Here is a 26,976-nt window from a genome sequence, read left to right as displayed (position 1 = left end):
CCGTGCTCACTGGGCTACCTCCTGACGAGCCCCGCTGCCCGCCTCGTTCCGGTCGAATCCCCGCTCGTGTGCCACATCGGCGAGCAGGCCCTTGAGCTGCTTGCGGCCGCGGTGCAACCGGGACATGACCGTGCCGATAGGGGTGCCCATGATGTCGGCGATCTCCTTGTAGGGGAAACCCTCGACATCGGCGTAGTAGACCGCCATCCGGAACTCCTCCGGAAGTTCCTGCAGCGCCGACTTGATGTCGTCGTCGGGCAGCGCCTCGAGCGCCTCCATCTCGGCCGAACGCAGGCCCGTCGAGGTGTGCTCGGCGGTGGCCGCGAGCTGCCAGTCGGTGATCTCGTCCGTGGGGTACTGCGCGGGCTGGCGCTGCTTCTTGCGATAGGAGTTGATGTAGGTGTTGGTCAGGATCCGGTACAGCCAGGCGCGGAGGTTGGTGCCCTCGCGGAAGGACCGGAAGCCCTGATACGCCTTGGCGAAGGTCTCCTGCACCAGATCCTCGGCGTCGGCGGGGTTGCGGGTCATCCGCAGCGCCGCACCGTAGAGCTGATCCAGCAGCGGGAGCGCGTCGCGCTCGAACCGCTGCGCCAGTTCGGCCGGGTCGGCCGGGCCCGCCTGCGTCGTGCCGCCGCTCTCGGCGTCACCATCGAGGCGATCGGCCGCCAAATCTTCGTCGCTCGTCACGCCCATCCCTTCGATCGCCGTAATCACAGAATCTACCGCGAGCGAGGTGGACAGTGGGAACCCGGTGGCCCGGGGGACCTGCGCGAGCTGGCTGAACAGCGGCGAGGTTCCGAGACGGACCGGACGTTCATCGATCAGAACCGTCACCGGCAAACTCCTTCGATTCTCACGGAATGGGATGCGTACCGCGTGCAACATGCCGGAGGGTCGCTGTGTTCCCGCGCGTCGGGCGCAATGGACTGGCCGGGTGGGCCCCCGCACACCTAAGGTGGCCGCCATGGCCGCCGCTTCGACCCCCGCGATCCGCACCCTGACCCAGGCGAAGGTGGCGCACCGGGTGCACGCCTACCAGCACGACCCGCGCAACGACTCCTTCGGCGCGGAGGCGGTGTCGGCGCTGGCCGAGCAGTTGGGCGTGCGGGACGGGCAGATCTTCAAGACGCTGGTGATCGAGCTGTCGGGCGGGTCCGCCCCGGCGCGGCTGGCGGTGGCGGTGCTGCCGGTCCCGACGACGCTCTCGCTGAAGGCCGCCGCCGCGGCGCTAGGCGCGCCGAAGGCGGCCATGGCCGACAAGACCAAGGCCGAGCGCACCACCGGCTATGTGCTGGGCGGCATCTCCCCGCTCGGCCAGAAGCGCGCCCTGCCGACGGTGATCGACGCGTCCGCGCTGGAGTGGGACCGGATGCTGTGCAGCGCGGGCCGGCGCGGGCTGGAGATCGAACTGGCCCCCGCCGATCTGATCCGCCTGACCGACGCCGTCACGGCTCCCGTCGCGACGTCCTGACCTCCCACCCCTATCCGACACGCTGGACTATCGTCCAGCGCTCCTTGCATATCTCCCCGATCGAGCACATACTTGCCCAGTACAACTAGTTGGAATAAGCAAGCAATTGACTGTGTTAACCAGTTGAGCTGACCAAGGAGGCGCGCGGCCCATGGACCACGACGAGGTGATCGATCTGATCGCCCTGCAACTGATCCGACTGGGACGCATCCGCGAGCGCACCGCCGCGCAGATCGCGGCCGCCTCCGGAGGCGAGATCGAGGCTGCATCTTACGGGATCATCTTCCGCCTGCTCGCGGACGGCCCGATGCGCTCGGGCGCCCTGGCGGAACTGCTCTACTCCGATGCCTCCACCATCAGTCGCCAGGCCGCGGCACTGGTCAAGCGCGGGCTCATCGAGCGCCGTGCCGACCCCGCCGACGGCCGGGCCAGCGTCCTGGCCGTCACCGACGCCGGACGGGACCTGGCCGCCTCCCTGCGTCGTCGCCGCAACGAAGCGCTCTCCACCGTGCTCTCGCACTGGAGTGACGACGACCGCGAACAGCTCGCCCACGTGATGCGCCGCTTCGTCGACGACTACGAACAGGCGCGCCCGGCGATGCTCAACCTTCCCCCCAAAGATCCTGCGACGGAGAAACTCTCATGACCACCGCCACCGAGACGGCACATCGGCCGTCCCTCGAACCCAGATCAGCGGGCGGCTTCACCCACCGCCAGGTGCTGGTCATCCTGTCCGGCCTGATGCTGGGGATGCTGCTGGCAGCCCTCGATCAGACCATCGTGTCGACCTCGATCCGCACCATCGCCGACGACCTGCACGGCTATTCCATGCAGGCGTGGGTGACGACCGCCTACCTGATCACCTCCACCCTGAGCACGCCGCTGTACGGCAAGCTCTCGGACATGTTCGGCCGCAAGCCGTTCTATCTGGCCGCCATCACGATCTTCGTGGCCGGCTCGCTGCTGTGCTCGTTCGCCGACTCGATGTACCAGCTCGCCTTCTTCCGGGCGCTGCAGGGCCTGGGCGCGGGCGGCCTGATGTCGCTGGCCCTGACCATCATGGGCGATATCGTCAGCCCCCGCGAACGCGCCCGCTACCAGGGCTACTTCCTGGCGGTGTTCGGCACCTCCAGCGTCGTGGGCCCGGTGCTGGGCGGCCTGCTGGCCGGCCAGGCGCACATCCTGGGCATCACCGGCTGGCGCTGGGTGTTCCTGGTGAACGTGCCGGTCGGCGCGCTCGCGCTGGCCGTGGTCACCAAAGTGCTGAAGCTGCCCAAGCGCACGCGTACACAGGTGCGCATCGACTGGTGGGGCGTGCTCGCGCTGGTGGTCGGCCTGGTGCCGCTGCTGGTGGTCGCCGAACAGGGCCGCAGCTGGGGTTGGGGCAGCGCGCAGTCGCTGACCTGCTACGCGATCGGCGTGCTCGGCATCCTCGGCTTCATCGCCGTGGAGGCGAAACTCGGTGACGCCGCGCTGATTCCGCTGCGGATGTTCAAGAACACCACCTTCGCGCTCGGCGTGGTGATCTCCTTCGTGGTCGGCGCGGCCATGTTCGGCGGCATCAGCCTGCTGCCGCAGTACCTGCAGGTGGTGCGGGGCTCGAGCCCGACCATCGCCGGGCTGCAGACGCTGCCGATGGTGTTCGGCATGATGACCGCCTCGATCGTGGCCGGTCAGACCATCTCCCGCACCGGCCGGTACCGGATCTTCCCGATCATCGGCGCCACGCTGCTGACCGTGGGCCTGTTCCTGCTGCATCTGGTCAGCGCCGACAGCCACCTGTGGCTGGTGATGATCTTCATGGCGATCGTCGGCCTGGGGCTGGGCAACCTGATGCAGCCGCTGACGCTGGCGCTGCAGAATGCGCTGCCGCCGAAGGACATGGGCGTGTCGACCTCGTCGGCGACCTTCTTCCGGCAGATCGGCGGCACCATGGGCGTGGCGGTGTTCCTGTCGATCCTGTTCGCCCAGCTGACCCCGAACATCGGGCATCAGATGCAGGTTGCGGCGACCCAGCCCGCGTATCAGCAGGCCATCGTGCAGGGGGTGCACTCGAGCAACCCGGCCGATGCGGCGCTGTCCAAGGGATTGATCTCGCACGATACGTCGGCCGCGGCAAACGTGCTGAGCGACAGCTCGGTGATCCAGAAGCTGAATCCGACGCTGGCCCGGCCGTTCAAGGTCGGCTTCGCCGATTCGATGGACACGGTCTTCCTCTCGGTGACAGCCCTGGCGGTGCTGGCCCTGGTGCTGGTGGCCTTCTGGAAGGAGGTGCCGCTGCGCACCGCGGGCGGCATCGCGGCCAGTAGCGAATCTCGCGCCCGAGACCGCGCGGAGGTCGAACCGGTCGCCTGACCACGCGGAACTGGTCGTTCGACCGCCGCGACGGGCCCGTCGAGAACACGCAGAACCACGGGGACCAATCGTGCAAATCACGAGAAATGCACCCCGGTAATGCGTTACTTGACGGGCCCGTTCGTCGTACTTGCCGATCTCCGAGGATGTGATGCGAATGGCTCACCCGTCGCCCGACTACCGTCCCTCATCGAACCGCCGCGCGATGTCGTCCCGGCGTCGGCCCGTCCGCACCATGATCGTCGTCGCATCCAGCGGTGCGCTCCTGCTACTCGGCACGGCGACCGCCACGGCGGGGCCGGACAATCCAGATTTCCCTCTCGGCAACCACGCCGAAAATCCCAGTCCGGAAGAAAAGTCCGAGCCGGGCAGGAAGGCTGAGGAGCTGGGCGGCGGCCTGGCCACGAGGATCATTGACATGGGCTCGGACATGGGCGCGGACCTGGCCACGAGAAGCATCAACATGGGTGCGGAGCTGGTCAAGTGCGGACTCAATCTCCTCGCAGGAACCGCGCAGTGCGATTGACGCCGAGGGGCGGGATCAGAGCAGGCTGATCTGCCCGGCCTGCTCCCCGACCGGGCCGGATCCCACCGGCCTCAGCAACTCCGGGCCGTTGTTGCGCACGCTGTTCACCAGAACCGGCACCTCACGGACCGCGATGCCCGAAACTCGTTCCGGCCCGGGAGTTTCCAGCAGCTCGTGCGGGGCCGGGTGATCGGGATCGAGCCAGGCGGCCCAGTGTTCGCGGGGCATGATCAGCGGCATGCGATCGTGAATCCTGGTCAGATCGCCGATCGCGTCGGTGGTCAGGATCGTGCACGAGAGCAGCGGATCCATCTCCCGCCGGGCCGGGTCGCGCCAGATCGACCACAGCCCGGCCATGTACAGCCGCGAGCCGTCGGCGTTGGACATGTAGTAGGGCCGCTTGACCGCCTTGCCCTTCGCGTTCTCCTCGCCCTCGACCACCCATTCGTACCAGCCGTCCATCGGCACCAGGCAGCGGCGCTTCTTGACCGCGTCCCGGAACGAGGGCGCCTCCGCGGCGCGATCCGCGCGGGCGTTGAACAGCGGCTTTCCCTTGACCGGCACGCCGGGCTCGGCGGCCTTGGTCCACACCGGGACCAGGCCCCAGCGCATGCGGCGGATGCGCAGGCGCGGATCGTCCTCGGGGTGGTCGCGATCGTGCCGCTCGACCACGGTCAGCACCCTGTTGGTCGGTGCGACGTTGTAGTTCGGGCCGGGGGCGCCCGCGCCCGAGCCCGGTGGGTCGCCGGTCTCGTCGAGGGCGTCGAGTTCGGCCGCCAGACGGCCCGGATCCACGGTGGTCGCGTATCTGCCGCACATGTCCCCCATGCTGCCATCACCCACCGACAGCCGCGGCCGGCCCGGCATCGAATATTGGCCGGAAATCCAAACTGACGGCAGTAGACTTCATATCAAGCTATGAGAACTTCACGCCGTCACTTTCTCAGTAGGGGTCGCCGAAAACATGTCCACCACCGAGTCGAAGACCACCAGTGAGACCGTGCTGACCTCGGTCAACCCGGCTACCGGCGAGACCATCGCCACGCACCCGATCGCCGACCCCGAGGCGGTGGCCGCGGCCGTCGCCACGGCGCGCACCGCCGCCGCCACCTGGGGCGCCCTGAGTTACCCCGAGCGCAAGCGGTACCTGCTGCGCTGGTCGTCTCGGCTCGTCGCCGTCTCCGACGAGCTGTGCGACCTGATCCACGCCGAGAACGGCAAGCCGCGCGAGGACGCCTTCCTCGAGCTCATGCTGGTCCTCGAGCACATCGCCTGGGCCGCCAAGAACGCCGAGAAGGTGCTGAAGACCCGCAAGGTTTCCCCCGGCGCGACGATGGCGAACTTCGGGGCATCCATCGAATACCGTCCCCTCGGCGTCGTCGGCGTGATCGGCCCGTGGAACTACCCCATCTACACCCCCAACGGCTCGATCGCCTACGCGCTGGCCGCGGGCAACACCGTGGTGTACAAGCCCAGCGAATACTCCACCAGCATCGGCAATTTCATGGCCAAGACCTTCGCCGAGGCCAATCCGGAACTGCCCGCGGGCGTCTTCATCACCGTCAACGGCTACGGCGCCACCGGCGCGGCCCTGGTCACCTCCGGCGTGGACAAGGTGGCGTTCACCGGCTCCCCCGGCACCGGCAAGCGGATCATGGCCGCCGCGGCCGACTCGCTCACCCCGGTGCTGCTCGAATGTGGCGGTAAGGACGCGGTGATCGTGGCCGCGGACGCCGACATCAAGGCCGCGGCCGACGCGGTCGCCTACGGCGCCACCATGAACAGCGGCCAGACCTGCGCGGGTGTGGAGCGCGTGTACGTCGACAGGTCGATTCGCGATCAGTTCGTCGCCGAGGTCAAGAAGGTCCTGTCGAACGTCCACCCGGGCTCGGACGCCAAGGCCGCCTACGGCCCGATGACGATGCCCAGCCAGATCGACGTCGTGCGCCGCCACATCGACAGCGCACTGAAGAACGGCGGCACGGCGGTCATGGGCGGGCTGGACTCGATCAAGGGCCCCTACATCGAGCCGGTCGTGCTGCTGGACGTCGAGGAGACCTCCGAGGCCGTCACCGACGAGACCTTCGGCCCGACGGTCACCATCCGCTCCGTCGACGGCATCGACGAGGCGGTCCGGCTGGCCAACAACTCCAAGTACTTCCTGGGCTCGGCGGTGTTTTCCCGCAAGCACGGCGTCGAGATCGCCCGGCGCCTGCGCGCCGGAGCCACCTCGGTCAACTCGGTGCTGGGCTTCGCGGCCATCTCCGCGCTGCCCTTCGGCGGGCGGCGCGAATCGGGCATCGGGCGCATCCACGGCGCGCCCGGTCTGCTGGAGTTCGCCGATCCGCACTCGATCGCGGTGCAGCGCTTCGCGATTCCCGGCATGGCGCTGCTGAGCTACAAGCGCACCGAGAGCACGATGAAGCTGCTGCGGCGGATCGTTCCGCTGATCCACGGGCGGCACAAGTAGCCCCGCCCAGCCAAGCAGCGCCGCCTCCGCCGGTATCGAGCGAATGTCACCTTCGGTCGACTGATCCCGATCGAAGGTGACATTCGGTCGGATCAGTCGACCGAATGTGACATCCGGTCGAACACGCGAACATCCCCTGTGATTGATCACAGGCCGCGGCCGGTTTCGATGGCCGTTTTGCTGCGAGTTCATGACCGTGCGCACCCCGAAACGGTCGATAAGCGAAGATGGAGGGGTGACTCTCTGGCCAGCGCCCCACACCGACCGCCCCGTCCACGCGACCGTCACCTTGCCGGGTTCGAAATCCATCACCAATCGGGCCCTGATCCTCGCCGCGCTCGCCGACCGGCCCTCGACCATCACCGGGGCGCTGCGCAGCCGTGACACCAACCTCATGATCGCCGCGCTGCGGGCGATGGGCGCCGGGATCGACGGTGACGCAGACACTTTGACCGTCACCCCGGCCCCGCTGACCGGAGCGAATGTCGACTGCGGCCTGGCCGGTACGGTCATGCGCTTCCTGCCGCCGGTGGCGGCGCTGGCCAGCGGCGAGGTGTCCTTCTCCGGCGACGAGCAGGCGAGCCTGCGTCCGCTGGACACCATCCTGGAGGCGCTGCGCTCGCTCGGGGCCACGGTCGACGGGGACAAGCTGCCGTTCAGCGTGCACGGCGCGGGCGGGCTGCGCGGCGGGTCGGTCACCATGGACGCGTCGGGCTCCTCGCAGTTCGTCTCCGGGCTGCTGCTGTCCGCGGCCCGCTTCGGCGAGGGCCTGACCGTGCACCACGAGGGCGCGGCGCTGCCCTCGATGCCGCACATCGAGATGACCGTGCAGATGCTGCGCCAGGCCGACGTCGAGGTCACCGCGCCGACGGATCCGCGCAAGGAGCAGGTGTGGACCGTCGCACCCGGCCCGATCCATGGCGTGGACTGGGAGGTCGAGCCGGATCTGTCCAATGCGACACCGTTCCTGGCCGCGGCCGCGGTCACCGGCGGTGAGGTGACCATTCCGCACTGGCCGCAGCTGACCACCCAGCCGGGCGATGTCATCCGGGAGATCCTGGTGCGCATGGGCGCCGAGGTTCGCCGCGCGCACGGCAAGCTCCGCGTGCACGGGCCCCAGCGGCTGGCGGGGATCGATATCGACCTGCACGACGTCGGCGAGCTCACCCCGACCGTGGCAGCCCTTGCCACACTGGCCGATTCGCCCTCGCGCCTGCGCGGCATCGCCCACCTGCGCGGGCACGAGACCGACCGGCTCGCGGCGCTGTCCACCGAGATCAACCGCCTCGGCGGCAAGGTCACCGAGACCGAGGACGGGCTGGACATCGTGCCCACCCCGCTGCACGGCGGGCTGTGGCACTCCTACGCCGACCACCGCATGGCCACCGCCGGCGCGATCCTCGGCCTGCGGGTGCCCGGGGTGCAGATCGAGGACATCGGCACCACCGCCAAGACCCTGCCCGACTTCGTATCCCTCTGGGAGACAATGCTTTCGGGCGAGGGAGCAGCGTCCTGAGGCGCCGCGAGTACGACGAGTCCGATGTCCGGGTGCGCCCGGGCAGGGGCTCGCGTCCTCGCACCAAGACCCGCCCCGAACACCGGGATGCCCAGGCCGCCATGGTAATCGGCGTCGACCGCGGGCGCTGGAGCTGCGTGCTCGACGGCGATCCGGATCGGCCGCTGGTGGCGATGCGCGCCCGGGAGCTGGGCCGGTCACCGATCGTGGTCGGCGATCAGGTCGACGTGGTGGGTGATCTGTCCGGCAAGCCGGACACGCTGGCCCGCATCGTCCGGGTGGCCGATCGTTCGACGGTCCTGCGCCGCACCGCCGATGACACCGATCCGTTCGAGCGGATCGTCGTCGCGAATGCCGAACAGCTGATCATCGTCGTGGCCCTGGCCGATCCCCCACCGCGCACCGGTTTCGTCGAGCGCGCGATGGCCGCGGCGTATGCAGGCGGCCTGGAGCCGGTTCTGTGCCTGACCAAGCACGACCTGGCCGCGGACTCCCAATTCGCCTCGGAATTCACCGATCTGGACTTGACCATCGTCCACGCGGGGCGCGAGGACCCACTAGAATCCCTGCACGATCTGCTGCATGACAAGCTGTCGTGTCTGCTGGGCCATTCCGGCGTAGGAAAATCTACCCTGGTGAATCGCCTTGTCCCGGAAGCAGATCGAGCCGTAGGCGACGTCTCCGGCGTCGGCAAGGGCCGCCACACCTCCACCCAGTCCCTGGCCCTGCCCCTCCCCGACGGCGGCTGGGTCATCGACACCCCCGGCATCCGCTCCTTCGGCCTGGCCCACATCACCCCCGACGACGTCATCGAGGCCTTCGCCGACTTGGCGGACGCCATCGAGGACTGCCCCCGCGGCTGCACCCACCTCGGCCCACCCGCCGACCCGGAATGCGCACTGGATCTGTTGCCGGGCAAGGAACGCCGGGTCGCCGCAATCCGCCTGCTGCTGGTCGCACTGAACTCCAACGATCCCTGGGTCATGGGGAACAGCTAGCGGCACAGCGATTTACGTAACCACCCGCGCCGTCTGGAGGTATCGCGCAGTCCCGGCGACGCCGTGATCGAACGATCGGAGCCGCTGCGCCAGCCGAAACCCGGCATGTCTATGGCGATTACACGACAACCGCCGCAGGTATCTGCTGGGACCTCGATCCGCGCGGCGCGATCCGAGTGCCATCGGCCATCGGAGTCCAGAGCTCGACCCTTGCGGGCATACATAGAACTATACATCTAAGATGTATAGTTCTATGTATGCCCGCCCTGAGCAAACCCGGTGGGTTGCGTACGTTCGGGAGTGACCACACCGTCAACTCAGGGGCGCCACCCACCACCAACAGCTGGTTTCCCTGATCTGCATGCAACCGAAGCGGAAGCTTGCCACGTTCGGTGCGCAGAACGAAACAATTCAGTGGTGACCGTTCCACAATAGCGGGCCCAGTTACGCCGCACAGTGTGCCGGATCCGAGCCAGGAATCACTATCGCAACTGCACTACCTCGTACCAGCAGACCGTGACCATTCTGGGAACCTGCTCGATTTGCTGGAGCCCTGGACCGCGTGAGTCGAGAACTTCATTTCAACAGGCCGGTAAGGAATGCCTGGGTCTCGGGATCTACGGAATATATTGCGACGCCGCGCATTCCTCGCGTTAGCAGAACCTTATATATGTTCCGTACCAGAATATCAAAGGTTTCGTCGGCGATAGGGTCTTTCTTTGTTCCTCTCAGCGCCGAATCCTTCGCACCCTGACGCACCGTAGTCAAATGCCCGTCCTGGACAACGAGATCCGGTCCGAAAATAACTCCGGACCAATCGTACTCAAATCCCTGAGCGGTATAGATGCATCCGACCTGACCGAATCCTCGCGGATCGGTTGCCCAGAGCGGACTCGGCGGAGCGTCGCCGACAGCTCGGTCACCCCGAAGATTCCATGGTCGAGACCAATCGCCGATAACGATATCGTTGACCAATGTGCCGTCTTCATTGGGCGAACTCCACGGCCAGCAGTATCCAGCGGCGATCCTTGCGGTCATACCGTCAGAGTTCTTGCTCCGCAGGAAATCTTCCATTTCTCGTGGCGACGACGCGATCCGCACATCGAAGTTCGAATCACCACGCCACGGGGTGGGGCCTCCGACTCGAAGACCAACCAGCCGACGCACCCACTCGTCGTATTCGGCGCTGCCTCCACACCGATACTGGCCGTCCAGTTCAACATGGTGTGGCAAATATCCACAGCGAAGCGCGTGTTCTCTGATCGCTTTGACCGTCCCGATCTCATCGGGGCGTACCACCTGATTCTCGTCGAGGAGGAACACAGGCACCCGTGCCGCGGCCATAAGTTCATCGATCTGTGGCCGTTTGGTGCGCTTCGCCGCCGGCGTGAAGCGGTTGGTCGATACCTCCCGAATACGATGCGCCTCGTCGCAGATCAGGACATCCAGGTCATTCTTCTCCGAATCTGCAAAGTTCCGAAAGTATTTGAACAATCCCTGCAGCTCTGTCGACCCCTTGCCCGGGAATTTTCGAAGCGATTCCGTAAATGCCAGCGAGCCTGTGGCGTGCCGCACTCGGTACCCGTCCCGGTTCAGCTCGGCCAACAGCGCGGCGGCAATAAGGCTTTTCCCGCTGCCAGGTCCGCCAGTCACGATAACGATGCTCTTCTGGTCGGCTTGCTTGGCCAAGCGCACCTGGCTCATCACCGTTTCGTACGCAAGCTTCTGGTGATCGAGCAGCGAGTATCGTGTGGCCTCGCGGAGTTCAGCGCCGGTGAAGCTGAACAGATTCTGCTTCGGTCGAATTGCACTCTGCAACAGCCGATCCGCTGCGCCCGTATTGGATTCCGGAGCAAACTGACTCTTCAGATAGGTCAGGAAATCGGGTTGCTGCTCGCCAGTGAACATTCGTCCCGAATTGTCCGGCACGCGGGCACGCAGTGTGCTGACGGAGTTCTCAGTTGCGTTGTGCAAGTAGGCGACTCCATGCACCGCCTCCGGTCTGTCGTGTAGCACCTCGACGTACTGAGTCAGAAAGCCGCAGTAGGCGCTCACCTGATCAATCGGATGCAGCTGCTCGTCCGGGACGCCGGATGCCCGAACGATGCGATCGCTGTTATGTGCGAGTTCCGCCCGGCTCCATTGCTTCAATTCGACGACGACGTAGTTGTCCTCACCAGTCTGCGGGTGAACACCACTGAGGATCACGTCGGCCCTGCGGCTCGATTCCGGTAGTTGATACTCGATGAGCATCTCCACGTGCCCGAGCCCCACTGCCCTCAGGTCATGCGCGACCCGCGGCAGGCTCACATTCCACGACCGCTCCTCAGAGGATGGTCGCTGCCGACGGGTACGCCCCAGGTGCTCGGCAATCATCGCCGACAGCTGTTGCTCAACAGAAAGGTTTAGCACCTCTTGTACGGACGATCGATACACCTGACTCGACACAGCAATACCCCCGGTAGCACGAATTCTCGTGCGGTGGGGGCATATCCACGTTCACGGAAGCCCGTCGGGCCGCAACCTGACGACGAGATACTAACGTACCGAAGGGATGTGGACCCTGAGCCCCGCCGGGTCTGTCTTACCCGGAAGTCGGTTGGGTACCGACTGTGCCTCGACAATGACGGAGTCGCCGGCCCCGTTGTGCCTTCAGGCAGCGATGACCACCGACCCGCCCGCGATGTCGCAGACGCCGGTATTCGCGAGCGAACCCGATCGCATCACCGAGCTGCTGCACATGGCCGCGTTCGATCTCGAGCAAACCCTAACGGGGCCACCAGTCGTCACCGAACTGTTCGATGTTGCGGTCGATCAGTGCGTTCATCCACGACACCATGGTCTGGACCTCGTACAGTCTGTGATTGCGCCGATAGTGGTCGGCGGCAGCGTCTTTCGCCCCGGAGGAGACCTCATTGGCAGCTTTTGCGAGGCCGGGGCGCTCGTGCACGAGGTCTGCGGACGACGATGGTGTGCATGATCGGGAAGATCCGGTTCGCCGGTGCCAGCCGCGGTCACGGCCGAATCTGCCTGCGCAGGAAGGCGGTCAGCGGCGCGAGGACGGCCTGCGGGTCATCGATGAACGGCCAGTGGCCCAGGCCCTCGAGGATGTGGATCTCGGCTTGGGGGAAGTAGTTCCGCTGCCGTTGCGCGAACCGGACGGGGATATAGGGGTCGCCGTCGCCCCAGATTACGCAGGTCGGCAGCGAATTCGCCACGGCGCCGGAGTTTTCCGGGAAGGCGCTGGCAGGGTCGCGCGAGTTGCGGTAGAGCCGTAGCACCGCGCGCTTGTGTCCCCAGTCCGCGTAGCCGCCGACACGGTCGGCATAGTCCCGGGGCAGCGGTACCGGATTATCGCGATTCAGCGCGATGTGCGTGGCGCGGGGCGTGCTCATCAGCTGGAACAGCTCGCCGGCTATCGGCGTCTGCCAGATCCTGGCGTACCGGTGCCAGCTGTAGCCCTCGAGCACACCGGTATTGATGAGCGTGACGCTGGCCAGCCGCTCCGGATGATCCAGCGCCCACCGCAGTCCCCACGCCCCGCCGAAGTCGTGCAACACCAGATGCGCCCGCTCGACACCGAGCCGGTCGAGCAGCAGCCCGAGGAATCGCGCATGCCCGACAACGCTGTGATCGAACGATCGCGGCCGCTCCGCCCGCCCGAAACCCGGCATGTCCATGGCGATCACGCGCGCGAACCCCGCGACGGCCGGCGCCAGCTCGGCCCAGTCGTCCATCGGCCCCGGATTACCGTGCACGAAGACGACGGCCTCTCCGCGATCGGCTGGGCCACTGTCGTATACGGCGCAGCGCACACCATCAACGTGGTAGTCGGTGGTCGCCAGATCCTTGCTCACGCCGAGAACGCTACGGACGAACACCCCAGCGCGCGACCTGCCACGAGCGGATCCTGCCCTCCGACCACGGGGTGATGTCAGCTTTTCGTGAGCACGCCGGCGGTGTGGCCCTGGCGACCAGGGCTGCACACGCGATCGACTCCTACTCGGCTGCGAATACTGGTGGGCGGGCCTCCAGCGGCATCGCTCGCGCGAGCCGTCCTCGGCGGACGTCGAGTTGCGGGTCGGAGTGCAGTTCGGGGCACACCACCGCGGCGGCGGACATCGCCGCGATCAGGGTCACTGCACCAGCGAAGTATTCGGTCGCGGCACCGATCGGATAGCTCGCGAGCGGGCGCGGCCCTGAGCCCGTCCTGGCCGATGCGATCACCGACGCCAGCGCAGGACTTCCAACGCGGCGCCGACGGCGATGGGGTTGCTCGCTCGACATCGGATACTTCGCCACCGGCCCGCTGCGCCTTCGGCCTGCATACCCTGCGCCACGGATGCGGCGAAATCGGCCTCCGGCCAGTCTGATTTGCCGCCCGCACGGCGACACGGCGCCGCCGGACGGTACCGCGACACGCCCAACCGTTGCCGGGCGGGACTACTCTTGCGACCACGCTCCGACCATCGGCCGCGACCGGTGGCATAATTCGAACATATGTTCGTTAGTTGCGATCCGAGGAGGGTAGGTGACCCACCCATACGCCATCCAGCGTTGGGACGCCGACGCAGCGGCGGACGCGGCGTCGCACTGGGACGACAACGACCGTGCCGCACTGGTCGCACTGATGCGCCTCAAACCGAAGAACGCGGAATGGGCGGACCTGACCGAACGCGTACGCGATCGCGGCAGTGCGAGCGCACTGTGGAGCGACGACCATCCCCGCGATCTGTTCGGCGGCGGCGAGGGTGACGACGCCCTCCTCGAGCAGGCCGTCCGCGATGTCGCGGAGTGGAAGCACGCACCGTTCGACTTCCACACCTTCATGGACCCGTCGTACCCCGACCAGCTGCGCTCGGTGCGGCAGATGCCGCCCGTCGTATTTACGAACGGCAAGCTGATCGAGGCGGATACCGGCGTGTGCGTCGTCGGGTCGCGCAAGGTGACCGACGCCGGGATCCGATTCGCCCGGGCCGTCACCCACAACCTGGTTGCCGAGTCCATCTCCGTGATCGCCGGACTGGCCGAAGGAGTGGATACCGTCGCACACGAGACGGCACTCGAGGCCGGCGGGCGAACTGTCGCAGTCCTCGGCAACGGGCTGAATAAGGTCTACCCGCAATCGAATCGAATACTGCAGACCGAAATCGGCGCGCGCGGAATGCTTCTGACGCACTTCCTACCCGAGTACGCCCCGACCCGCTGGTCATTCCCGGCCCGCAACGCAACCATGAGCGCCTACGCCGCAGCGACCATCATCGTGGAGGCGGGTGAACGAAGCGGAACGCGCATCCAGGCGCGTGAAGCCGTGGCACACGGCCGGCCGGTAGTCCTGAACTCTTCGGTCGTCCTGTCCACTACCTGGGGACGCGAACTCCTGCACGCTCCAGGGGTTTACGTAGCCGCTTCCGCGGACGAAGCGATCGCACACATCCGAACCATCCTCGGCCACCGCGCCAAAATCACCGACTGGCTCGACACGAACGGATGATCACACCAGGAGATCCTGCTCAGGAGCTCAGGACAATGGTGCAGGAACGAGTCGGCGCATTCTTCCGCAATACGTACGTGCCCGGCACGGAAGGCATCTGCGTCGTGTGCCGCGGCTCGGCGGGCGACGATCGCCTATGCGGCTACTGCCGCATCCACCAGCATCAGTTCCGTGGTCAGCTGGCCGACCGAACGATTCTGCTGACCTACGCCCAGGGCTACCATCCGGACGGAAAGCACCAGTCCGCACACGAGGTCCGCGCATACAAGACAATTCCACCTGTAGATCGCTGCCGTCAGAATCTCCGGCTCATGATCAAAGCCGCAGTGGCGCTGCATCAATCGTGCATTACCGAATGGCTCGGCACCGATTGGGAGGCGATCACATTCGTCCCGTCCGCAGAGCGACCCGCACGCACACACCCCCTGGCCGAGCTCGCCGGGGACGTCCGCCAGGTCACCTCGAATCTTCGGGCCTTCCATCTGATTCCAGGCACGGGCATCGATTCCCGCCGGGTGCTGGTCCCCGATCGGTTCGCCGTGCCCGACGACCAGCGATCGATGGTCAACGGTCGCAATGTACTCGTCATCGATGACACCTGGACCTCCGGAGCCAGCGCGCAGGGCGCCGCCATCGCGGTCAAGCGCGCCGGCGCGCACACTGTTACGGTCCTCTGCATCGCACGATGGCTGAGCTGGAAATGGTCAGCAGATCGTCCGGTACTTCAATCACTCGACAATCCTTACGATCCCCTGGCCTGCCCGGTCGACGGCCTTGTCTGCCGTTCGGCAGCAAGCTTCGACTGGGGGCGTGGATAGTGCGTTCCCGTCTGGGCGCTCAGTGCAGCGACAGGATTGGATCGACAATTCCCAGCCGTGTCGCGACCGGCTGAATACGTCTGGACCACCGAGCCGGCACCACCCGTGAACTGGAGGCGCCCGAACCCGCTGAGCGACGCCAGCGGGGTGTGAGCGCGGTGCAAGCGCCGGAGATGAGACTCGACGGCATGACATGGCATATCGGAGGCCGAGCCGAGGGGAAGACGATCCTGGTTACCGGCGCCAGTGCGGGCATCGGGTATTTCGTCGCCGAGCAGCTCGCGGCGGGCGGGGCGACCGTGGTGCTGGGCTGCCGCGACGCCGGCAAGGCCGAACTCGCGGTGCGGACCATCCGCAGGCGGGTTCCGGACGCTCGATTGCGTTGGGTGCATATGGATCTGGCGGATCTGTCCTCGCTGCCCGCGACGGTGGCCGCCCTCGGTGTCGAGAGCCTGGACGCGGTCGTACTCAACGCCGGGGTGATGCTGTCGGGTTCGGATCGCCGGGTTACCGCACGAGGCCACGAATTGATGTTCGCGACAAATCATCTCGGGCACTTCGCGCTGACCGCCCACCTCGAGCCCCTGCTGACCGCCACCGCGAACAGCCGGGTGATTACCGTGGGCAGCTTCGCCGCGCGGTCGGAGCGGCTCGAGCTCGCCGATCTGCAATCGGAGCACGACTATCGTGCCAAGCGCAGCTACGGCCGATCGAAGCTGGCTCAGATGCTGTTCGGTTTCGAACTCGATCGCAGGCTGCGCGCCCGCGGCGCCGCCACCGCCAGCATCGTCGCCCACCCCGGCGGCGCGCTGGATTCACTGACTCCATCACGGCCACCGGTATTCGTCCGCACCACATCCCAGCGCCTGCGTGGGCTGCCCGCCGGTGTTGTGGTGCACGGCAAGGACGCGGGGGCCCGATGCGTCGTCCGGGCCACCGTCGACACCGAGATAGTCAGCGGACAACTATGGGGCCCAATGATTTTCGGTCTTCGTGGTGAGGCCCACAGAGAAACACCCCGCACACACATGACCGACCCCGAGGCGGCCGCCAGATTATGGTCCGCCAGTGTGGCACTCACCGGTCTCGATCCGTTCCCGCTGCCCCCAAAGGAGTCTCGGCTTTGACCGGCGAGATGTCCTTATCGGCCACGCCGACAGCCCCGCCGGGCATCGGAGCGGCCGCCGGAAACGCTATCGCACCACGCAGGCGCTGCCGAGATTCTGACCGGTGCCGACCTCGACCGTGATCGTCCTGGATACGTTGGCGCCCATGTAGGTGTACAGCGCCTCGAGGGTGTGCTGACCGGACGTGGCCGGAGTCCATGTCCAGGTGATCGAGGCGCCCGACACCACCGGGTTCGGGCCGCCGCGCGGCTCCCATCCGTTGTCCAGGAGGATCACGTGGGCAGGATCCTGCTGAACCGTGGCCGAGACCTGGTACGAGCAACCGGTGCCGTAGCCGTTGCCGAGACCGGGAGCGACAGTGAGGTTGGTGATCGTGTTGGCCGCGGCCTGCGGGGCTGCCAATACCAGTCCCGCCGCGACCGCGGCGAATACGGCGATCGGTCCGGTTCTACGAAGGGTGTCCACCGTGTCTCCTGAGGGGATTCGGGCCGTCGCGGAGTGCGCGGCCGGTACCGCGTCGATGTGCGGAACCGGCTAAGTCTTTCCGTATGGATATGTTGCCGTCAAGTCGGCGGCCACCCGCTCCTGAGCACATCACCGGCGCGGCGTTCGAGCAGGTCGAATCCGGATCCGCGCCATGACGAACAGGCATGGCCGCGGCGCCCCTGGCCTCGAGTACACGGGCGAGACGATGGGCATCCGGCTCGATCGAATCACGGTGCGGCCGAGTCGACATCGCGAGCGAGCCGGGCCGATCGAAGTGGCGCGCGAGCAGGTATCGGCGTGTGGTACACCCAGGAGGGACGACGCACTATGGTTACCGATCGTGAGCATGCGGTATCAGCCGGAGAAACCACCCCAGTGGCAGACTGTGGGCGGTCGATATTCACCGTCCTACCCGCCTGCCTCCGGACCTGTTGCTACACAACAGGTTCCGTCGACATTAGCGAACACCACCCTCGGTCCGTTCCTGCAGGCGCGGCGCCGTCAGCCGTACCCGGAGCCGAAGAAGGGGCCCATTCTCGTTGCGCTGGGCGCAGTCCTGGTGATCACTCTGCTCGCGATCACGATAGGGACTGTCCAGCACCACAACTCGAAGCGCCACGGCAGGGCAACCGCGGCTTCGGCGTCCCGAGTGGCCGACACCGTCGGGTCGATCACCGTGCCCGCGGTGACACCCGGGTGGCAGGGAGTTCTCTCGCGCGAGCAACAGGTCGCCTACGACGTACCACCCGGCTGGACGGTCCAGACTCCGGGCACGTTCTCCGGATACCAGGACGTCAGCGGCAAACTCACCACCACCATGCACGCGGTGACGATCTACAAGCAGCACGCCTGCCCGCAGAACCAGGGCATCGATCGCGGCATGGTCGGATTCATGCCGATCGGCCCGTCGGACCCACGGCAGGCGGCCGTGGAGGACGGCAAGCTGTGGGCACAGAACGCCGCCGTCGACAGCTCGGATTCGGTCAGCGGGCCGGCGAGCGCGGTGAAGGTCATCGCCTCACCGGCGCATAGTGTTTCGCTCGACCGCGGCGCGATCAAGGCCTGGCAGGCGGTGACCTCCGCGCCGGTCCATCCGGGCGCCTGCCTGCCGCCCCGGGTCCAGGTGACGACGGTCGCCTTCGCCAACCGCGGCAACACCGTGCTGTTCGTCGCGGTCATGGACGAAGGCGTCGCCGATGCCGCCCCCGCCGGCGACATCACCGCGATCATCGCCAGCCTGCGCCCCCGGTGATCGCAGGCGGTCGACGACCGACCGCGACCTGTCGCGAGTCACCATGAGCCCCTACACCATTCATACTGAGCCATGAATGACGCCTCGGGTGCCCTCGATGCGTGACGCCATCGACGAAGTCACGTTCGCGCCGTAACGTCCCCGCGACGACTGTCGCGCAGCGCAATTGGGCGCGCCGCGCTTCGGCGTCAGTTCGAACCCCCCTGCGAGCCGCTGGGCAGATTCGGAATCTGGACGTGGTCGTCGGGAGTTCCACCGCCGTTCGTACCGAAGCCGCCGGGGGTGGCGTACCTGCTCTGCCCGGGCGGGGAGGCCACCGTGGACAGGTAATTCCATGCGCTGTACACCCCGGCCGCGAGTCCGAGACCGATCGTGCCGAGTACCGCGCCGGCGCCCGCCCCCACCGGGAGCAGCGGCAGGCATGCCACGGTGAGCACCAGGCAGGATGCTCCGGCGACCGCCAAACCCACGACGGCTCCCCCCACCGCACCGGCCGTCACCGCGGTCGCCAGGACACCCGTGCTGTCGTTGGCGGCGAGCTGGTCCTCGAGCGGCGAGGCCACCGAATGCAGTGGGGATACGTCCGGTATGAGCCGCAGGGTGTGCCCGTCCCCGGCGATCTGCTCCGCGATGGCGCGCGACTGTCCGTCGAGGGTGTATTCGAGGGGCAAAGTGGTTGCCACCGTTGCGGTGTCGTCGCGGACCTGCACCGAGCGCCGATCCGCGGCGAGGGCGAACCGGCCGTGGTCGAGGGTCGCGACGACGACGCCGTGTTCGAGCCGGAATCGCAGTGACGGTGAACTGCCGGGGGTCGCGTCGGCGGTGGCAGCCGTCGCGGCCAGCAGGGTTCCGGCGACTAGTGTCGCGGCGAATGCGTGAACGGATGTTTTCATGGCCGCCCGCTCACCGAGAAGGCACGGATTGCGGTGCCAGGGCAGGGATTTGGCTGGCGTATTTGCTTTGTCCCGGCGGCGCCAGCATGGTCTGGACATAGTTCGCCGCTCCGACCAGGACACCGGGCGCACCGCCGGCCGCAAGCCCGAGCACGCCGCCCACGCCACCGGCCAGGGCGACGATCGGCAGCACGGCGAGCACACACGCGACGGAGATCACCAGGCAGGTCGCGCCCGCCACGAGCACGCCGACGCCCGTACCGATCAGCGCCCCGATCGCGGTGCCGGCGATGGCGCCCGCGGACATACCGAAGTTCACCGAATTGATCAGATCGTTCATGGCGAGCTGGTCTTCCAGCGGCGAGGCAACGGGTTTCAGCGCGACGACCGGCGCGGTGATTCGCAGCGAGCGACCGCCGTCGGAAATCTGCTGGCCCACCGCATGGATAACGCCGCCGATATCGAGATCCAGTGGAACGGTGGCGATATCGTTCCCGGCATAGTCGCGGACGACGAGATTGCGATCGACGAGCGCGAAGCGGCCGTTGTCGATGGTGCCGGTCAGGGTGTGCGCGTTGCGGTCGATCACATAGTGCAGGACCGGCGATGCGGGCGCGGGGGCGGCGTGGGCGGTGGTGGCCGTCGCAGTGGCCACGCAGGCGGCCAGGGCAGCGGTGAGCGCGGCTGATCGCAGAGACATGAAAGCCCTCATCTTCCATCGAGATTGATGAGCGCGCGCTTGCGAGGATCGTACCCGCCACTACATGGTCACGTGACCAATATCGACACGCGATTCGATCACGGGGGTCGGTTTTCGCATGCCGGAAACGCGGCCCGTTAACATCCAGCTGTGCCGTCCATGCCCCAAATACCGTTCCGCCGACGTATTGCCGACGCGCGCCCGCGAATTCCGGTGCCGACCGCGCGGGCAATCGTCGACTGCGCCGTGTATCGCGACGGGCGGCGGCTGCCGGGGCGGTTCGCCCATGCCGCGGCGCTGGACGAGGTGCGGGAGCGGGGATCCGGATTCGTGTGGGTGGGGCTGCACGAGCCCGATGCCGAGCAGATGGCGGACGTGGCACACATCTTCGGGCTGCACGAACTGGCCACCGAGGACGCGGTGCACGGTCACCAGCGGCCCAAACTCGAACGCTACGACGACATCCTGATCCTCGTGCTGCGCACCGTGAAGTACGTCGAGCACGAACGCAATGCCGTCAGCGAGATCGCGATCGAGGCCACGTATCAGCTCAAGCGCGAGGTAGTCGAGTTACGGCGCGCCGTCGCCCCGCTGTCCCTGCCGCTGCAGATGCTCAGCCATGATACGAATCTGCCGCTACCCAAGGAGATTCGCCGCTATTTCCGGGACGTCGCCGATCACCACACCGCCACCGTCGACCGCGTCCGCGACTTCGACGAGTCGCTCAGCGCCCTGATCAACGCCGCGCTGGCGCGCGTGAGCATGCAGCAGAACACCGATATGCGCAAGATCTCCGCCTGGGCGGCGATCGCGGCCGTGCCGACCATGATCGCCGGAATCTACGGCATGAACTTTGAGAACATGCCCGAACTCCGCTGGGCCTGGGGATATCCGGTGGTGCTCGTCATCATCCTGACCATCTGCACCGGACTGTTCATCACCTTCCGCAGCAACGACTGGCTGTGATGCCGATTCCCGAACTCGCCCAGCCGCCCCGTTCGCACGCGCTGATGATGATGAAGGCGCCCATGGAAACCCATGGGCGCCTTCATCATTCGTGTGTCGCGAGGCGAAATTACCGGCGGCGCTTGGCCTTCGGCGTGCGCTCGCCGCGACCCTCGTGGCGGGCGGCCTCGCGGCGCTCGCGGCGGCTCAGGCCGGAGTCGTCGTGCTCGCCGTACTCCTGGGCGTCGGTGCGGCGGGCGGCGCGGCCGCCCTCGTCGGGACCCGAATAGACCATGCCGCCGGGGCCCTCGCTGTCGATTCCCTTGGCGCGCAACGCCGCCGGGGCACCGTTGCCGGTGGGCCGCGGCTGCGGTGCGCCGGGGACGGGGGCGTCGACCATCCGGCCCACCGGGGAACGCAGGCCCTGATCGATGGCCACCCCCTCGGGCTGCGGGGCCTGGACCTCGACCTGCAGGTTGAACAGGAAGCCGGCCGACTCCTCCTTCAGGCCCTCGAGCATCGCGGCGAACATGTCGAAGCCCTCGCGCTGGTACTCCACCAGCGGGTCGCGCTGGGCCATCGCACGCAGGCCGATGCCCTCCTTGAGATAGTCCATCTCGTAGAGGTGCTCGCGCCACTTGCGGTCCAGCACGCTCAGCAGCACCTGGCGCTCCAGGTTGCGCATGCTGCCCTCGCCCGCGAGATCGTCGATCTCCTTCTCGCGGCGCGCATAGGCGTCGTGCGCGTCGTCGAGCACCGCGTCGAGCAGCTCCTCGCGGGTCAGCTCGCCGATCTCATCGTGCTCGTTCTCGCCGGTCAGATCCTTGTAGTCGATGCCGACCGGGTACAGCGTCTTCAGCGCGGTCCACAGCTTCTCGAGATCCCAGTCCTCGACGTAGCCGTCGGCGGTGGCGCCGTTGACGTAGGCGGTGATCACGTCGGTGATCATCTCCTGAACCTGACCCTCCATGTCCTCACCGGACAGGATGCGCTGGCGCTCGGCGTAGATGACCGTGCGCTGCTGGTTCATCACCTCGTCGTACTTCAGGACGTTCTTGCGGATCTCGAAGTTCTGCTGCTCGACCTGGGTCTGCGCGCTCTTGATCGCACGGGAGACCATCTTCGCCTCGATCGGCACGTCGTCGGGCAGGTTGAGCCGGGTCATGATCGACTCCAGCGCCGCGCCGTTGAACCGGCGCATCAGCTCGTCGCCCAGCGACAGGTAGAACCGCGACTCGCCCGGATCGCCCTGACGACCGGAGCGGCCGCGCAGCTGGTTGTCGATGCGGCGCGATTCGTGCCGCTCGGTGCCCAGCACATACAGCCCGCCCGCGTCGCGCACGGCGTCGGCGTCCTCGTCCGCCTCGTACTTGACCTGCTCGAGGGTGCCGTGCCAGGCCGCCTCGTACTGCTCCGGGGTCTCCACCGGATCCAGCCCCTGCCGGCGCAGCACCAGGTCGGCCAGGATGTCCGGGTTGCCGCCGAGCACGATGTCGGTACCACGACCGGCCATGTTCGTCGCGACGGTGACCGCGCCCGGGCGGCCCGCCTCGGCGACGATCTGCGCCTCCTGCTCGTGGAACTTGGCGTTGAGCACGTTGTGCGGAATGCCGCGCTTGGTCAGCAGCTTGGACAGGTACTCCGACCGCTCGACCGAGGTGGTGCCGATCAGCACCGGCTGGCCCTGCTCGTGCCGCTCGGTGATGTCGTCGGCGACCGCGGCGAACTTGGCCTCCTCGGTCTTGTAGATCAGGTCCGGCTGGTCCTTGCGGACCATCGGCCTGTTGGTCGGGATCGGCACCACGCCCAGGGTGTAGGTCTGGTGCAGCTCCGCGGCCTCGGTCTCGGCGGTACCGGTCATGCCGCCGAGCTTGTCGTAGAGGCGGAAGTAGTTCTGCAGCGTGATCGTGGCCAGCGTCTGGTTCTCGGGCTGGATCTCCACGCCCTCCTTGGCCTCGATGGCCTGGTGCATGCCCTCGTTGTAGCGGCGCCCCACCAGGATTCGGCCGGTGAACTCGTCGACGATGATGACCTCGCCGTCGCGGACGATGTAGTCCTTGTCGCGCTCGTACAGCTCCTTGGCCTTGACCGCGTTGTTCAGGTAGCTGACCAGCGGCGAGTTCGCGGCCTCGTAGAGGTTGTCGATGCCCAGCTGATCCTCGACGAATTCGACGCCGGCCTCGTGCACGCCGATGGTGCGCTTCTTGATGTCGACCTCGTAGTGCAGGTCCTTCTTCAGCAGCGGCGCGATGCGCGCGAACTCCGCGTACCACTTGGAGGAGGCATCGGCCGGACCCGAGATGATCAGCGGGGTGCGAGCCTCGTCGATGAGGATCGAGTCGACCTCGTCGACGATGGCGAAGTTGTGCCCGCGCTGCACGAGATCATCGAGCGTGTGCGTCATGTTGTCGCGCAGGTAGTCGAAGCCGAACTCGTTGTTGGTGCCGTAGGTGATGTCGGCGTGGTAGGCCGCGCGGCGCTCCTGCGGGGTCATGCCGGACAGGATGACGCCCACCTCGAGACCGAGGAACCGGTGCACGCGGCCCATCCACTCGGCATCGCGCTTGGCCAGGTAGTCGTTGACGGTGACGACGTGGACACCGTCGCTGGACAGCGCGTTGAGGTAGGCGGGCAACACACAGGTCAGGGTCTTGCCCTCACCGGTCTTCATCTCCGAGACGTTGCCGATGTGCAGCGCCGCGCCGCCCATCACCTGGACCTTGTAGTGCTTCTGGTTCAGCACGCGCCACGACGCCTCGCGCGCGACCGCGAAGGCCTCGAGCAACAGCTCGTCCAGCGTCTCGCCCTCGGCGTAGCGCTCCCTGAACTCGTCGGTCTTGGCCTGCAGCTCCGCGTCGGACAGCGCCTCGAACTCTTCCTCCAGAGCCAGGACCTCGTCCGCCAGCCTCGCGAGCCGCTTGACGGTGCGACCCTCACCAAAACGTAGCAACCTCGTCAGTGTCAGCGCAGGCACGGGTCTCGTCAGTCCTCTGGTCGGTGGTCGTCTTGCGGTGCTTACCTCAGCAAGGTTCATGGTAATGCGGTCACCATGCTAGAGGGGTGGGCAGCTTCATCGCAGGCGCAGGGCGGTCAGCCTCCACTCGCCGCGCCGCGCCACGATGCGCGCGGCGACCGCGAAACGACGCCCGCCCCGCTCGTATCCCCCGAACACCTCCGCCGCCCCGGCCCCGGCGGGCACGGTGTTCACCGCGACCAGCACCGCCGTGCCCAGCCTGCGGTCGGCCTCGCCGGTGCGGGCCAGGGTCTCCACCGCCGCCACGATCGCCGGATCGGCCAGCCGACGTAACTGCGCGGCGCCGCGCCGTCCGTCCACCACCTCCAGCACCAGCCGCAGCGACCGTTCAGCGAATCGTTTTGCCGCCGAATCAGTTTCATCCGCATCGGCGTACGATGTAGAGCGTCCGTCGTGCGGCGACCGACGCCGCGTAGGATGACGCCTGGCCTGGGGTCCGGCACCATCGCTTTCCGCGGCCACGTCGGCGAACCGAGACACAAACTGGTGAGGGCACGGCAGCGCGGCCTGGCTCGCCGGAGGTGGCGTAGCCCGGTGCGCCGGATCGCCCGACCGCACCCGATCACCCGGGTCGCCCGTGAGCGGCGGTTCGAAGCCTGGTACATGTGACAGCGACCGGCGAGATCCCAGCATCCACGTCCCCCTTCGTCATCGAGTCGGCTCCAAGGATGCGGGCCCAACTCCCCCTGCCCCATCCACAGCTCGGCACAGCATGCCACGCGACCCGTCGCCGGGTCGGTATTTCCGCGACATGTCACGCACCCGGCGCCAAACGGGTGTGAGCAGATCACAATGGAGCGCGAGGAGTCGAAAGGGGCAACAGGCAGCGTGATCACGAGGCTGACACCACAGGACACGGCGTACTACCGGCTCGAGTCGAGCAGCAATCCGATGCACATAGGCTCCCTGGCGATCGTGCGCGACTCGGCGGCCGCGTCCGGGCCGCTGAACTACGACCGGCTCGTGGAGCTGGTGCACAGCCGCCTGCCGCTGGTGCCGCACTATCGGCGCAAGGTGCGCGAGGTCCCGTTCGAGCTGGGCCGTCCGGTGTGGATCCAGGACGGCCACTTCGACCTCACCTATCACGTGCGACGCTCGGCGCTGCCCGCCCCCGGCACGGACGAGCAGCTGTTCGATCTGGTCGCGCGGCTGGCCTCGCGCCCCCTGGATCAGACCCGCCCGCTCTGGGAGATGTATCTGATCGAGGGCCTGTCCGACAACCGCCGGGCGATCTTCACCAAGACCCATTCGGCGCTGGTCGACGGGGCCGCCGCCCTGGAGATCGGGCACGTGATCCTGGACACCGGCCCGACACCGCGGGAGATCGCGCCCGACGCCTGGGTGCCCAGGCGCGAACCCACCGACGCCGAGCTGCTGGCCATGGCGGTGGCCGATCTGGCCGGCCAGCCCGCCGAGGCGCTGGAGGTGCTGCGCCACACCGGCGCGCGCGCCTTCACCATGGCCGACGCCGCGGGCAAGATGGCCGGGCGCATGTTCGCCGCCGTTCGCACGACCACCGCGCCCGACAGCCCGTTCAACGCCCCCACCTCCCGCAGCCGCCGCTTCGACGTGGCCGCGACGAACCTTGAGGACTACCGCAAGATCCACAAGCGGTTCGACTGCTCGATCAACGACGTCATCCTCGCGGTCATGACCGGCGCGCTACGCATCTTCATCCAGTCGCGCGGGGAGGTGCTGACCGAATCGGCGGTGCTGCGCGCGGTGGTGCCGATGTCGGTCTACCTGAACGATTCGAAGGCCTCCTACGACGAGCACGACCCGCACAGCCCCGACAGCGAGGTGACCTCGTTCCTGATCGATCTGCCGATCGGCGAGCCGAATCCGGTGATGCGCCTGTCGCATATCGCGCACGCCACCGATGACAATTCCCGGCACCGGCGCGGTGTGCGGGCGGGCACGCTGGTGCACATGGCGGGCTTCGCCCCGGCGAGTCTGCATGCGATGAGCGTGCGGGCGGCGAGTACGTTCGCAGAGCACACGTTCAATCTGGTGATCACCAATGCGCCGGGTCCGCAGCAGCCGATGTACATCGGCGGCGCGCGGATGCTGGAGATGTATCCGGTGTCGCCGCTGCTGCGCAACCAGGCTTCGAGCGTCGGAATCACGTCCTACGACGGGCGAGTGTTCTACGGTCTCAATGCCGATCGCGATGCGATGGCCGACATCGGCGTGCTGTCCGCGGCGGTGCACGAATCCATGGAGGAGATGCTCGGTGCCTGCATCCAATGAAGCGGCCGGTTCGGACAAGCTACGGGTCTACATCCCGGCGACCATCCCGATGCTGCGCACGCTGGTGGCCGATCGCGAGATCCGGGCGATCAACGACCTCGCCTTCGCCGTGACCCCCGCGCTGCGCGAGGCCTACGCCTCCGGTGACGACGAGGAATTGGCCGAGGTCGCGATGATCGAGGCGGCGCGGGCGGCGCTGCGGCTGCTAGCCAACGACCGCGAGGCGGCGTTCATGGCGGGCGAGGACCCCGACGAGGCCGGCGACGACGGCCCCTACTCGAGCCCGGTCTACCGGCGGGCGGTGATCGCCGCCGACGTGACCGGCGCGACCCTGCGCCCTAACCTCGACGACGCCGTGGTGCGCCTGTCGGCCGCGGTCACCTACAAGCAGATCGCCTCGGTGCACGTCGACCTGGCCGAGGCCGAGCCGGCGGTGGCCAAGGCCGTCGACGTGGTCGATGCCGCCGACATCGGCGACGAGGACGCCGAATTCGTGCTCGGCGACGCCGAGGACCACCAGCTGGCCTGGTACGCCCCGCAGGAGCTCCCCTTCCTGCTGGAACTGCTGTAAAGGCTCACCACCAGGCACGACACTCACTGTGGCCTGCACCATGTACGCCCTAACCTACGATGCCGTAACC

Annotated in this window: 25 protein-coding genes; 15 read left to right on the top strand and 10 right to left on the bottom strand. The window is 67.1% G+C overall.

Going from position 1 to position 26,976, the window contains the following annotated elements; genetic code table 11:
- Window positions 1–6: 6 nt before the first annotated feature.
- The gene (locus tag KO481_RS18360; protein WP_443677997.1) at window positions 7–834 is read right to left on the bottom strand and encodes a sigma-70 family RNA polymerase sigma factor; all 828 of its coding nucleotides are present in this window, start codon (window positions 832–834) and stop codon (window positions 7–9) included.
- A 130-nt stretch (window positions 835–964) separates the two neighbouring features.
- On the opposite strand from KO481_RS18360, the gene ybaK reads away from it, so the two are divergent.
- The 4 genes from ybaK to KO481_RS18340 all read left to right on the top strand — a co-directional run bounded on the left by ybaK (window position 965) and on the right by KO481_RS18340 (window position 4,352).
- On the top strand, window positions 965–1,471 hold the full coding sequence (ybaK, locus tag KO481_RS18355; protein WP_215918358.1) for a Cys-tRNA(Pro) deacylase: 507 nt from the start codon (window positions 965–967) through the stop codon (window positions 1,469–1,471).
- Window positions 1,472–1,622: 151 nt separating this feature from the next.
- Complete coding sequence (locus tag KO481_RS18350; protein ID WP_215918357.1) at window positions 1,623–2,117, top strand: MarR family winged helix-turn-helix transcriptional regulator; 495 nt, start codon at window positions 1,623–1,625, stop codon at window positions 2,115–2,117.
- Entirely contained in the window at window positions 2,114–3,826 is a 1,713-nt protein-coding gene (locus tag KO481_RS18345; protein WP_215918356.1) for an MDR family MFS transporter, read from the top strand. Before KO481_RS18350 ends, KO481_RS18345 begins: the two co-directional genes overlap by 4 nt.
- Window positions 3,827–4,061: 235 nt before the next feature.
- A complete protein-coding gene (locus KO481_RS18340; RefSeq protein WP_215918355.1) occupies window positions 4,062–4,352 on the top strand; it encodes a hypothetical protein in 291 nt (96 codons plus the stop codon).
- 15 nt (window positions 4,353–4,367) lie between these two features.
- Here the strand turns inward: KO481_RS18340 and KO481_RS18335 are convergent, their stop codons facing one another.
- Window positions 4,368–5,171: an SOS response-associated peptidase gene (locus KO481_RS18335; protein WP_215918354.1), complete on the bottom strand. Its 804-nt coding sequence runs from the start codon at window positions 5,169–5,171 to the stop codon at window positions 4,368–4,370.
- Window positions 5,172–5,316: 145 nt separating this feature from the next.
- On the opposite strand from KO481_RS18335, the gene KO481_RS18330 reads away from it, so the two are divergent.
- The 3 genes from KO481_RS18330 (at window position 5,317) to rsgA (ending at window position 9,336) form a co-directional block, all read left to right on the top strand.
- Complete coding sequence (locus KO481_RS18330) at window positions 5,317–6,822, top strand: aldehyde dehydrogenase family protein (RefSeq protein WP_215918353.1); 1,506 nt, start codon at window positions 5,317–5,319, stop codon at window positions 6,820–6,822.
- Between the two features lie 190 nt (window positions 6,823–7,012).
- Window positions 7,013–8,338 carry a 3-phosphoshikimate 1-carboxyvinyltransferase gene (gene aroA / locus KO481_RS18325; protein ID WP_215918352.1) on the top strand — a complete coding sequence of 442 codons (1,326 nt, stop codon included), beginning with the start codon at window positions 7,013–7,015 and terminating at the stop codon, window positions 8,336–8,338.
- Window positions 8,299–9,336 carry a ribosome small subunit-dependent GTPase A gene (rsgA, locus tag KO481_RS18320; RefSeq protein WP_372452076.1) on the top strand — a complete coding sequence of 346 codons (1,038 nt, stop codon included), beginning with the start codon at window positions 8,299–8,301 and terminating at the stop codon, window positions 9,334–9,336. Before aroA ends, rsgA begins: the two co-directional genes overlap by 40 nt.
- Before the next feature lie 576 nt (window positions 9,337–9,912).
- Here the strand turns inward: rsgA and KO481_RS18315 are convergent.
- Window positions 9,913–11,784, bottom strand: coding sequence for a DNA/RNA helicase domain-containing protein (locus KO481_RS18315; RefSeq protein ID WP_308166664.1), 1,872 nt, complete (start codon window positions 11,782–11,784; stop codon window positions 9,913–9,915).
- Between the two features lie 214 nt (window positions 11,785–11,998).
- Between KO481_RS18315 and KO481_RS18310 the strand changes: the two genes are divergently transcribed.
- Entirely contained in the window at window positions 11,999–12,316 is a 318-nt protein-coding gene (locus tag KO481_RS18310; RefSeq protein ID WP_215918351.1) for a hypothetical protein, read from the top strand.
- A 34-nt stretch (window positions 12,317–12,350) separates the two neighbouring features.
- On the opposite strand, the gene KO481_RS18305 is transcribed toward KO481_RS18310, so the two are convergent.
- The gene (locus tag KO481_RS18305; protein WP_215918350.1) at window positions 12,351–13,193 is read right to left on the bottom strand and encodes an alpha/beta fold hydrolase; all 843 of its coding nucleotides are present in this window, start codon (window positions 13,191–13,193) and stop codon (window positions 12,351–12,353) included.
- A gap of 142 nt (window positions 13,194–13,335) precedes the next feature.
- A complete protein-coding gene (locus KO481_RS18300) occupies window positions 13,336–13,476 on the bottom strand; it encodes a hypothetical protein (protein WP_215918349.1) in 141 nt (46 codons plus the stop codon).
- A 391-nt stretch (window positions 13,477–13,867) separates the two neighbouring features.
- Here KO481_RS18300 and KO481_RS18295 point away from each other — a divergent pair, with 391 nt between their 5' ends.
- The 3 genes from KO481_RS18295 (at window position 13,868) to KO481_RS18285 (ending at window position 16,775) form a co-directional block, all read left to right on the top strand.
- On the top strand, window positions 13,868–14,830 hold the full coding sequence (locus tag KO481_RS18295; RefSeq protein WP_215918348.1) for a DNA-processing protein DprA: 963 nt from the start codon (window positions 13,868–13,870) through the stop codon (window positions 14,828–14,830).
- A 35-nt stretch (window positions 14,831–14,865) separates the two neighbouring features.
- Complete coding sequence (locus KO481_RS18290; RefSeq protein ID WP_215918347.1) at window positions 14,866–15,648, top strand: ComF family protein; 783 nt, start codon at window positions 14,866–14,868, stop codon at window positions 15,646–15,648.
- Window positions 15,649–15,836: 188 nt separating this feature from the next.
- On the top strand, window positions 15,837–16,775 hold the full coding sequence (locus KO481_RS18285; RefSeq protein WP_215918346.1) for an SDR family NAD(P)-dependent oxidoreductase: 939 nt from the start codon (window positions 15,837–15,839) through the stop codon (window positions 16,773–16,775).
- A gap of 66 nt (window positions 16,776–16,841) precedes the next feature.
- Here the strand turns inward: KO481_RS18285 and KO481_RS18280 are convergent, their stop codons facing one another.
- Window positions 16,842–17,240, bottom strand: a complete 399-nt coding sequence (locus KO481_RS18280; protein WP_215918345.1) for a hypothetical protein — start codon at window positions 17,238–17,240, stop codon at window positions 16,842–16,844.
- Between the two features lie 670 nt (window positions 17,241–17,910).
- On the opposite strand from KO481_RS18280, the gene KO481_RS18275 reads away from it, so the two are divergent.
- Window positions 17,911–18,513, top strand: coding sequence for a DUF8017 domain-containing protein (locus tag KO481_RS18275; RefSeq protein WP_215918344.1), 603 nt, complete (start codon window positions 17,911–17,913; stop codon window positions 18,511–18,513).
- Window positions 18,514–18,701: 188 nt separating this feature from the next.
- Here KO481_RS18275 and KO481_RS18270 read toward each other — a convergent pair whose 3' ends face one another.
- Both KO481_RS18270 and KO481_RS18265 read right to left on the bottom strand, forming a co-directional pair.
- Window positions 18,702–19,406, bottom strand: a complete 705-nt coding sequence (locus tag KO481_RS18270; protein ID WP_215918343.1) for a DUF8020 domain-containing protein — start codon at window positions 19,404–19,406, stop codon at window positions 18,702–18,704.
- A 10-nt stretch (window positions 19,407–19,416) separates the two neighbouring features.
- Window positions 19,417–20,106 (bottom strand): DUF8020 domain-containing protein, encoded by a 690-nt coding sequence (locus KO481_RS18265; protein ID WP_215918342.1) that lies wholly within the window; start codon window positions 20,104–20,106, stop codon window positions 19,417–19,419.
- 150 nt (window positions 20,107–20,256) lie between these two features.
- Here KO481_RS18265 and KO481_RS18260 point away from each other — a divergent pair, with 150 nt between their 5' ends.
- Window positions 20,257–21,072: a magnesium and cobalt transport protein CorA gene (locus KO481_RS18260; RefSeq protein ID WP_372452069.1), complete on the top strand. Its 816-nt coding sequence runs from the start codon at window positions 20,257–20,259 to the stop codon at window positions 21,070–21,072.
- Window positions 21,073–21,181: 109 nt separating this feature from the next.
- On the opposite strand, the gene secA is transcribed toward KO481_RS18260, so the two are convergent.
- Window positions 21,182–24,025 (bottom strand): preprotein translocase subunit SecA, encoded by a 2,844-nt coding sequence (secA, locus tag KO481_RS18255; RefSeq protein ID WP_215918341.1) that lies wholly within the window; start codon window positions 24,023–24,025, stop codon window positions 21,182–21,184.
- 96 nt (window positions 24,026–24,121) lie between these two features.
- Window positions 24,122–24,718, bottom strand: coding sequence for an Rv3235 family protein (locus KO481_RS43965; RefSeq protein ID WP_281066116.1), 597 nt, complete (start codon window positions 24,716–24,718; stop codon window positions 24,122–24,124).
- Between the two features lie 195 nt (window positions 24,719–24,913).
- Here KO481_RS43965 and KO481_RS18245 point away from each other — a divergent pair, with 195 nt between their 5' ends.
- Entirely contained in the window at window positions 24,914–26,335 is a 1,422-nt protein-coding gene (locus tag KO481_RS18245; RefSeq protein WP_215918339.1) for a WS/DGAT/MGAT family O-acyltransferase, read from the top strand.
- Window positions 26,319–26,906, top strand: coding sequence for a DUF6912 family protein (locus KO481_RS18240; RefSeq protein ID WP_372452068.1), 588 nt, complete (start codon window positions 26,319–26,321; stop codon window positions 26,904–26,906). Before KO481_RS18245 ends, KO481_RS18240 begins: the two co-directional genes overlap by 17 nt.
- The last annotated feature ends 70 nt before the right edge of the window (window positions 26,907–26,976 follow it).

The organism is Nocardia albiluteola (genome assembly GCF_018860155.1).
GTDB lineage: Bacteria > Actinomycetota > Actinomycetes > Mycobacteriales > Mycobacteriaceae > Nocardia > Nocardia albiluteola.
This window is presented reverse-complemented; position numbering and strand designations above follow the sequence as displayed.

Coding starts and splice junctions, on each gene's coding strand:
- KO481_RS18270 (WP_215918343.1), bottom strand. CDS start 19,406: ATGAAAACATCCGTTCACGCATTCGCCGCGACACTAGTCGCCGGAACC.
- KO481_RS18310 (WP_215918351.1), top strand. CDS start 11,999: ATGACCACCGACCCGCCCGCGATGTCGCAGACGCCGGTATTCGCGAGC.
- KO481_RS18340 (WP_215918355.1), top strand. CDS start 4,062: ATGATCGTCGTCGCATCCAGCGGTGCGCTCCTGCTACTCGGCACGGCG.
- KO481_RS18335 (WP_215918354.1), bottom strand. CDS start 5,171: ATGTGCGGCAGATACGCGACCACCGTGGATCCGGGCCGTCTGGCGGCC.
- KO481_RS18285 (WP_215918346.1), top strand. CDS start 15,837: ATGACATGGCATATCGGAGGCCGAGCCGAGGGGAAGACGATCCTGGTT.
- KO481_RS43965 (WP_281066116.1), bottom strand. CDS start 24,718: ATGCTGGGATCTCGCCGGTCGCTGTCACATGTACCAGGCTTCGAACCG.
- KO481_RS18345 (WP_215918356.1), top strand. CDS start 2,114: ATGACCACCGCCACCGAGACGGCACATCGGCCGTCCCTCGAACCCAGA.
- KO481_RS18330 (WP_215918353.1), top strand. CDS start 5,317: ATGTCCACCACCGAGTCGAAGACCACCAGTGAGACCGTGCTGACCTCG.
- KO481_RS18290 (WP_215918347.1), top strand. CDS start 14,866: ATGGTGCAGGAACGAGTCGGCGCATTCTTCCGCAATACGTACGTGCCC.
- ybaK (WP_215918358.1), top strand. CDS start 965: ATGGCCGCCGCTTCGACCCCCGCGATCCGCACCCTGACCCAGGCGAAG.
- aroA (WP_215918352.1), top strand. CDS start 7,013: ATGACCGTGCGCACCCCGAAACGGTCGATAAGCGAAGATGGAGGGGTG.
- KO481_RS18265 (WP_215918342.1), bottom strand. CDS start 20,106: ATGTCTCTGCGATCAGCCGCGCTCACCGCTGCCCTGGCCGCCTGCGTG.
- KO481_RS18350 (WP_215918357.1), top strand. CDS start 1,623: ATGGACCACGACGAGGTGATCGATCTGATCGCCCTGCAACTGATCCGA.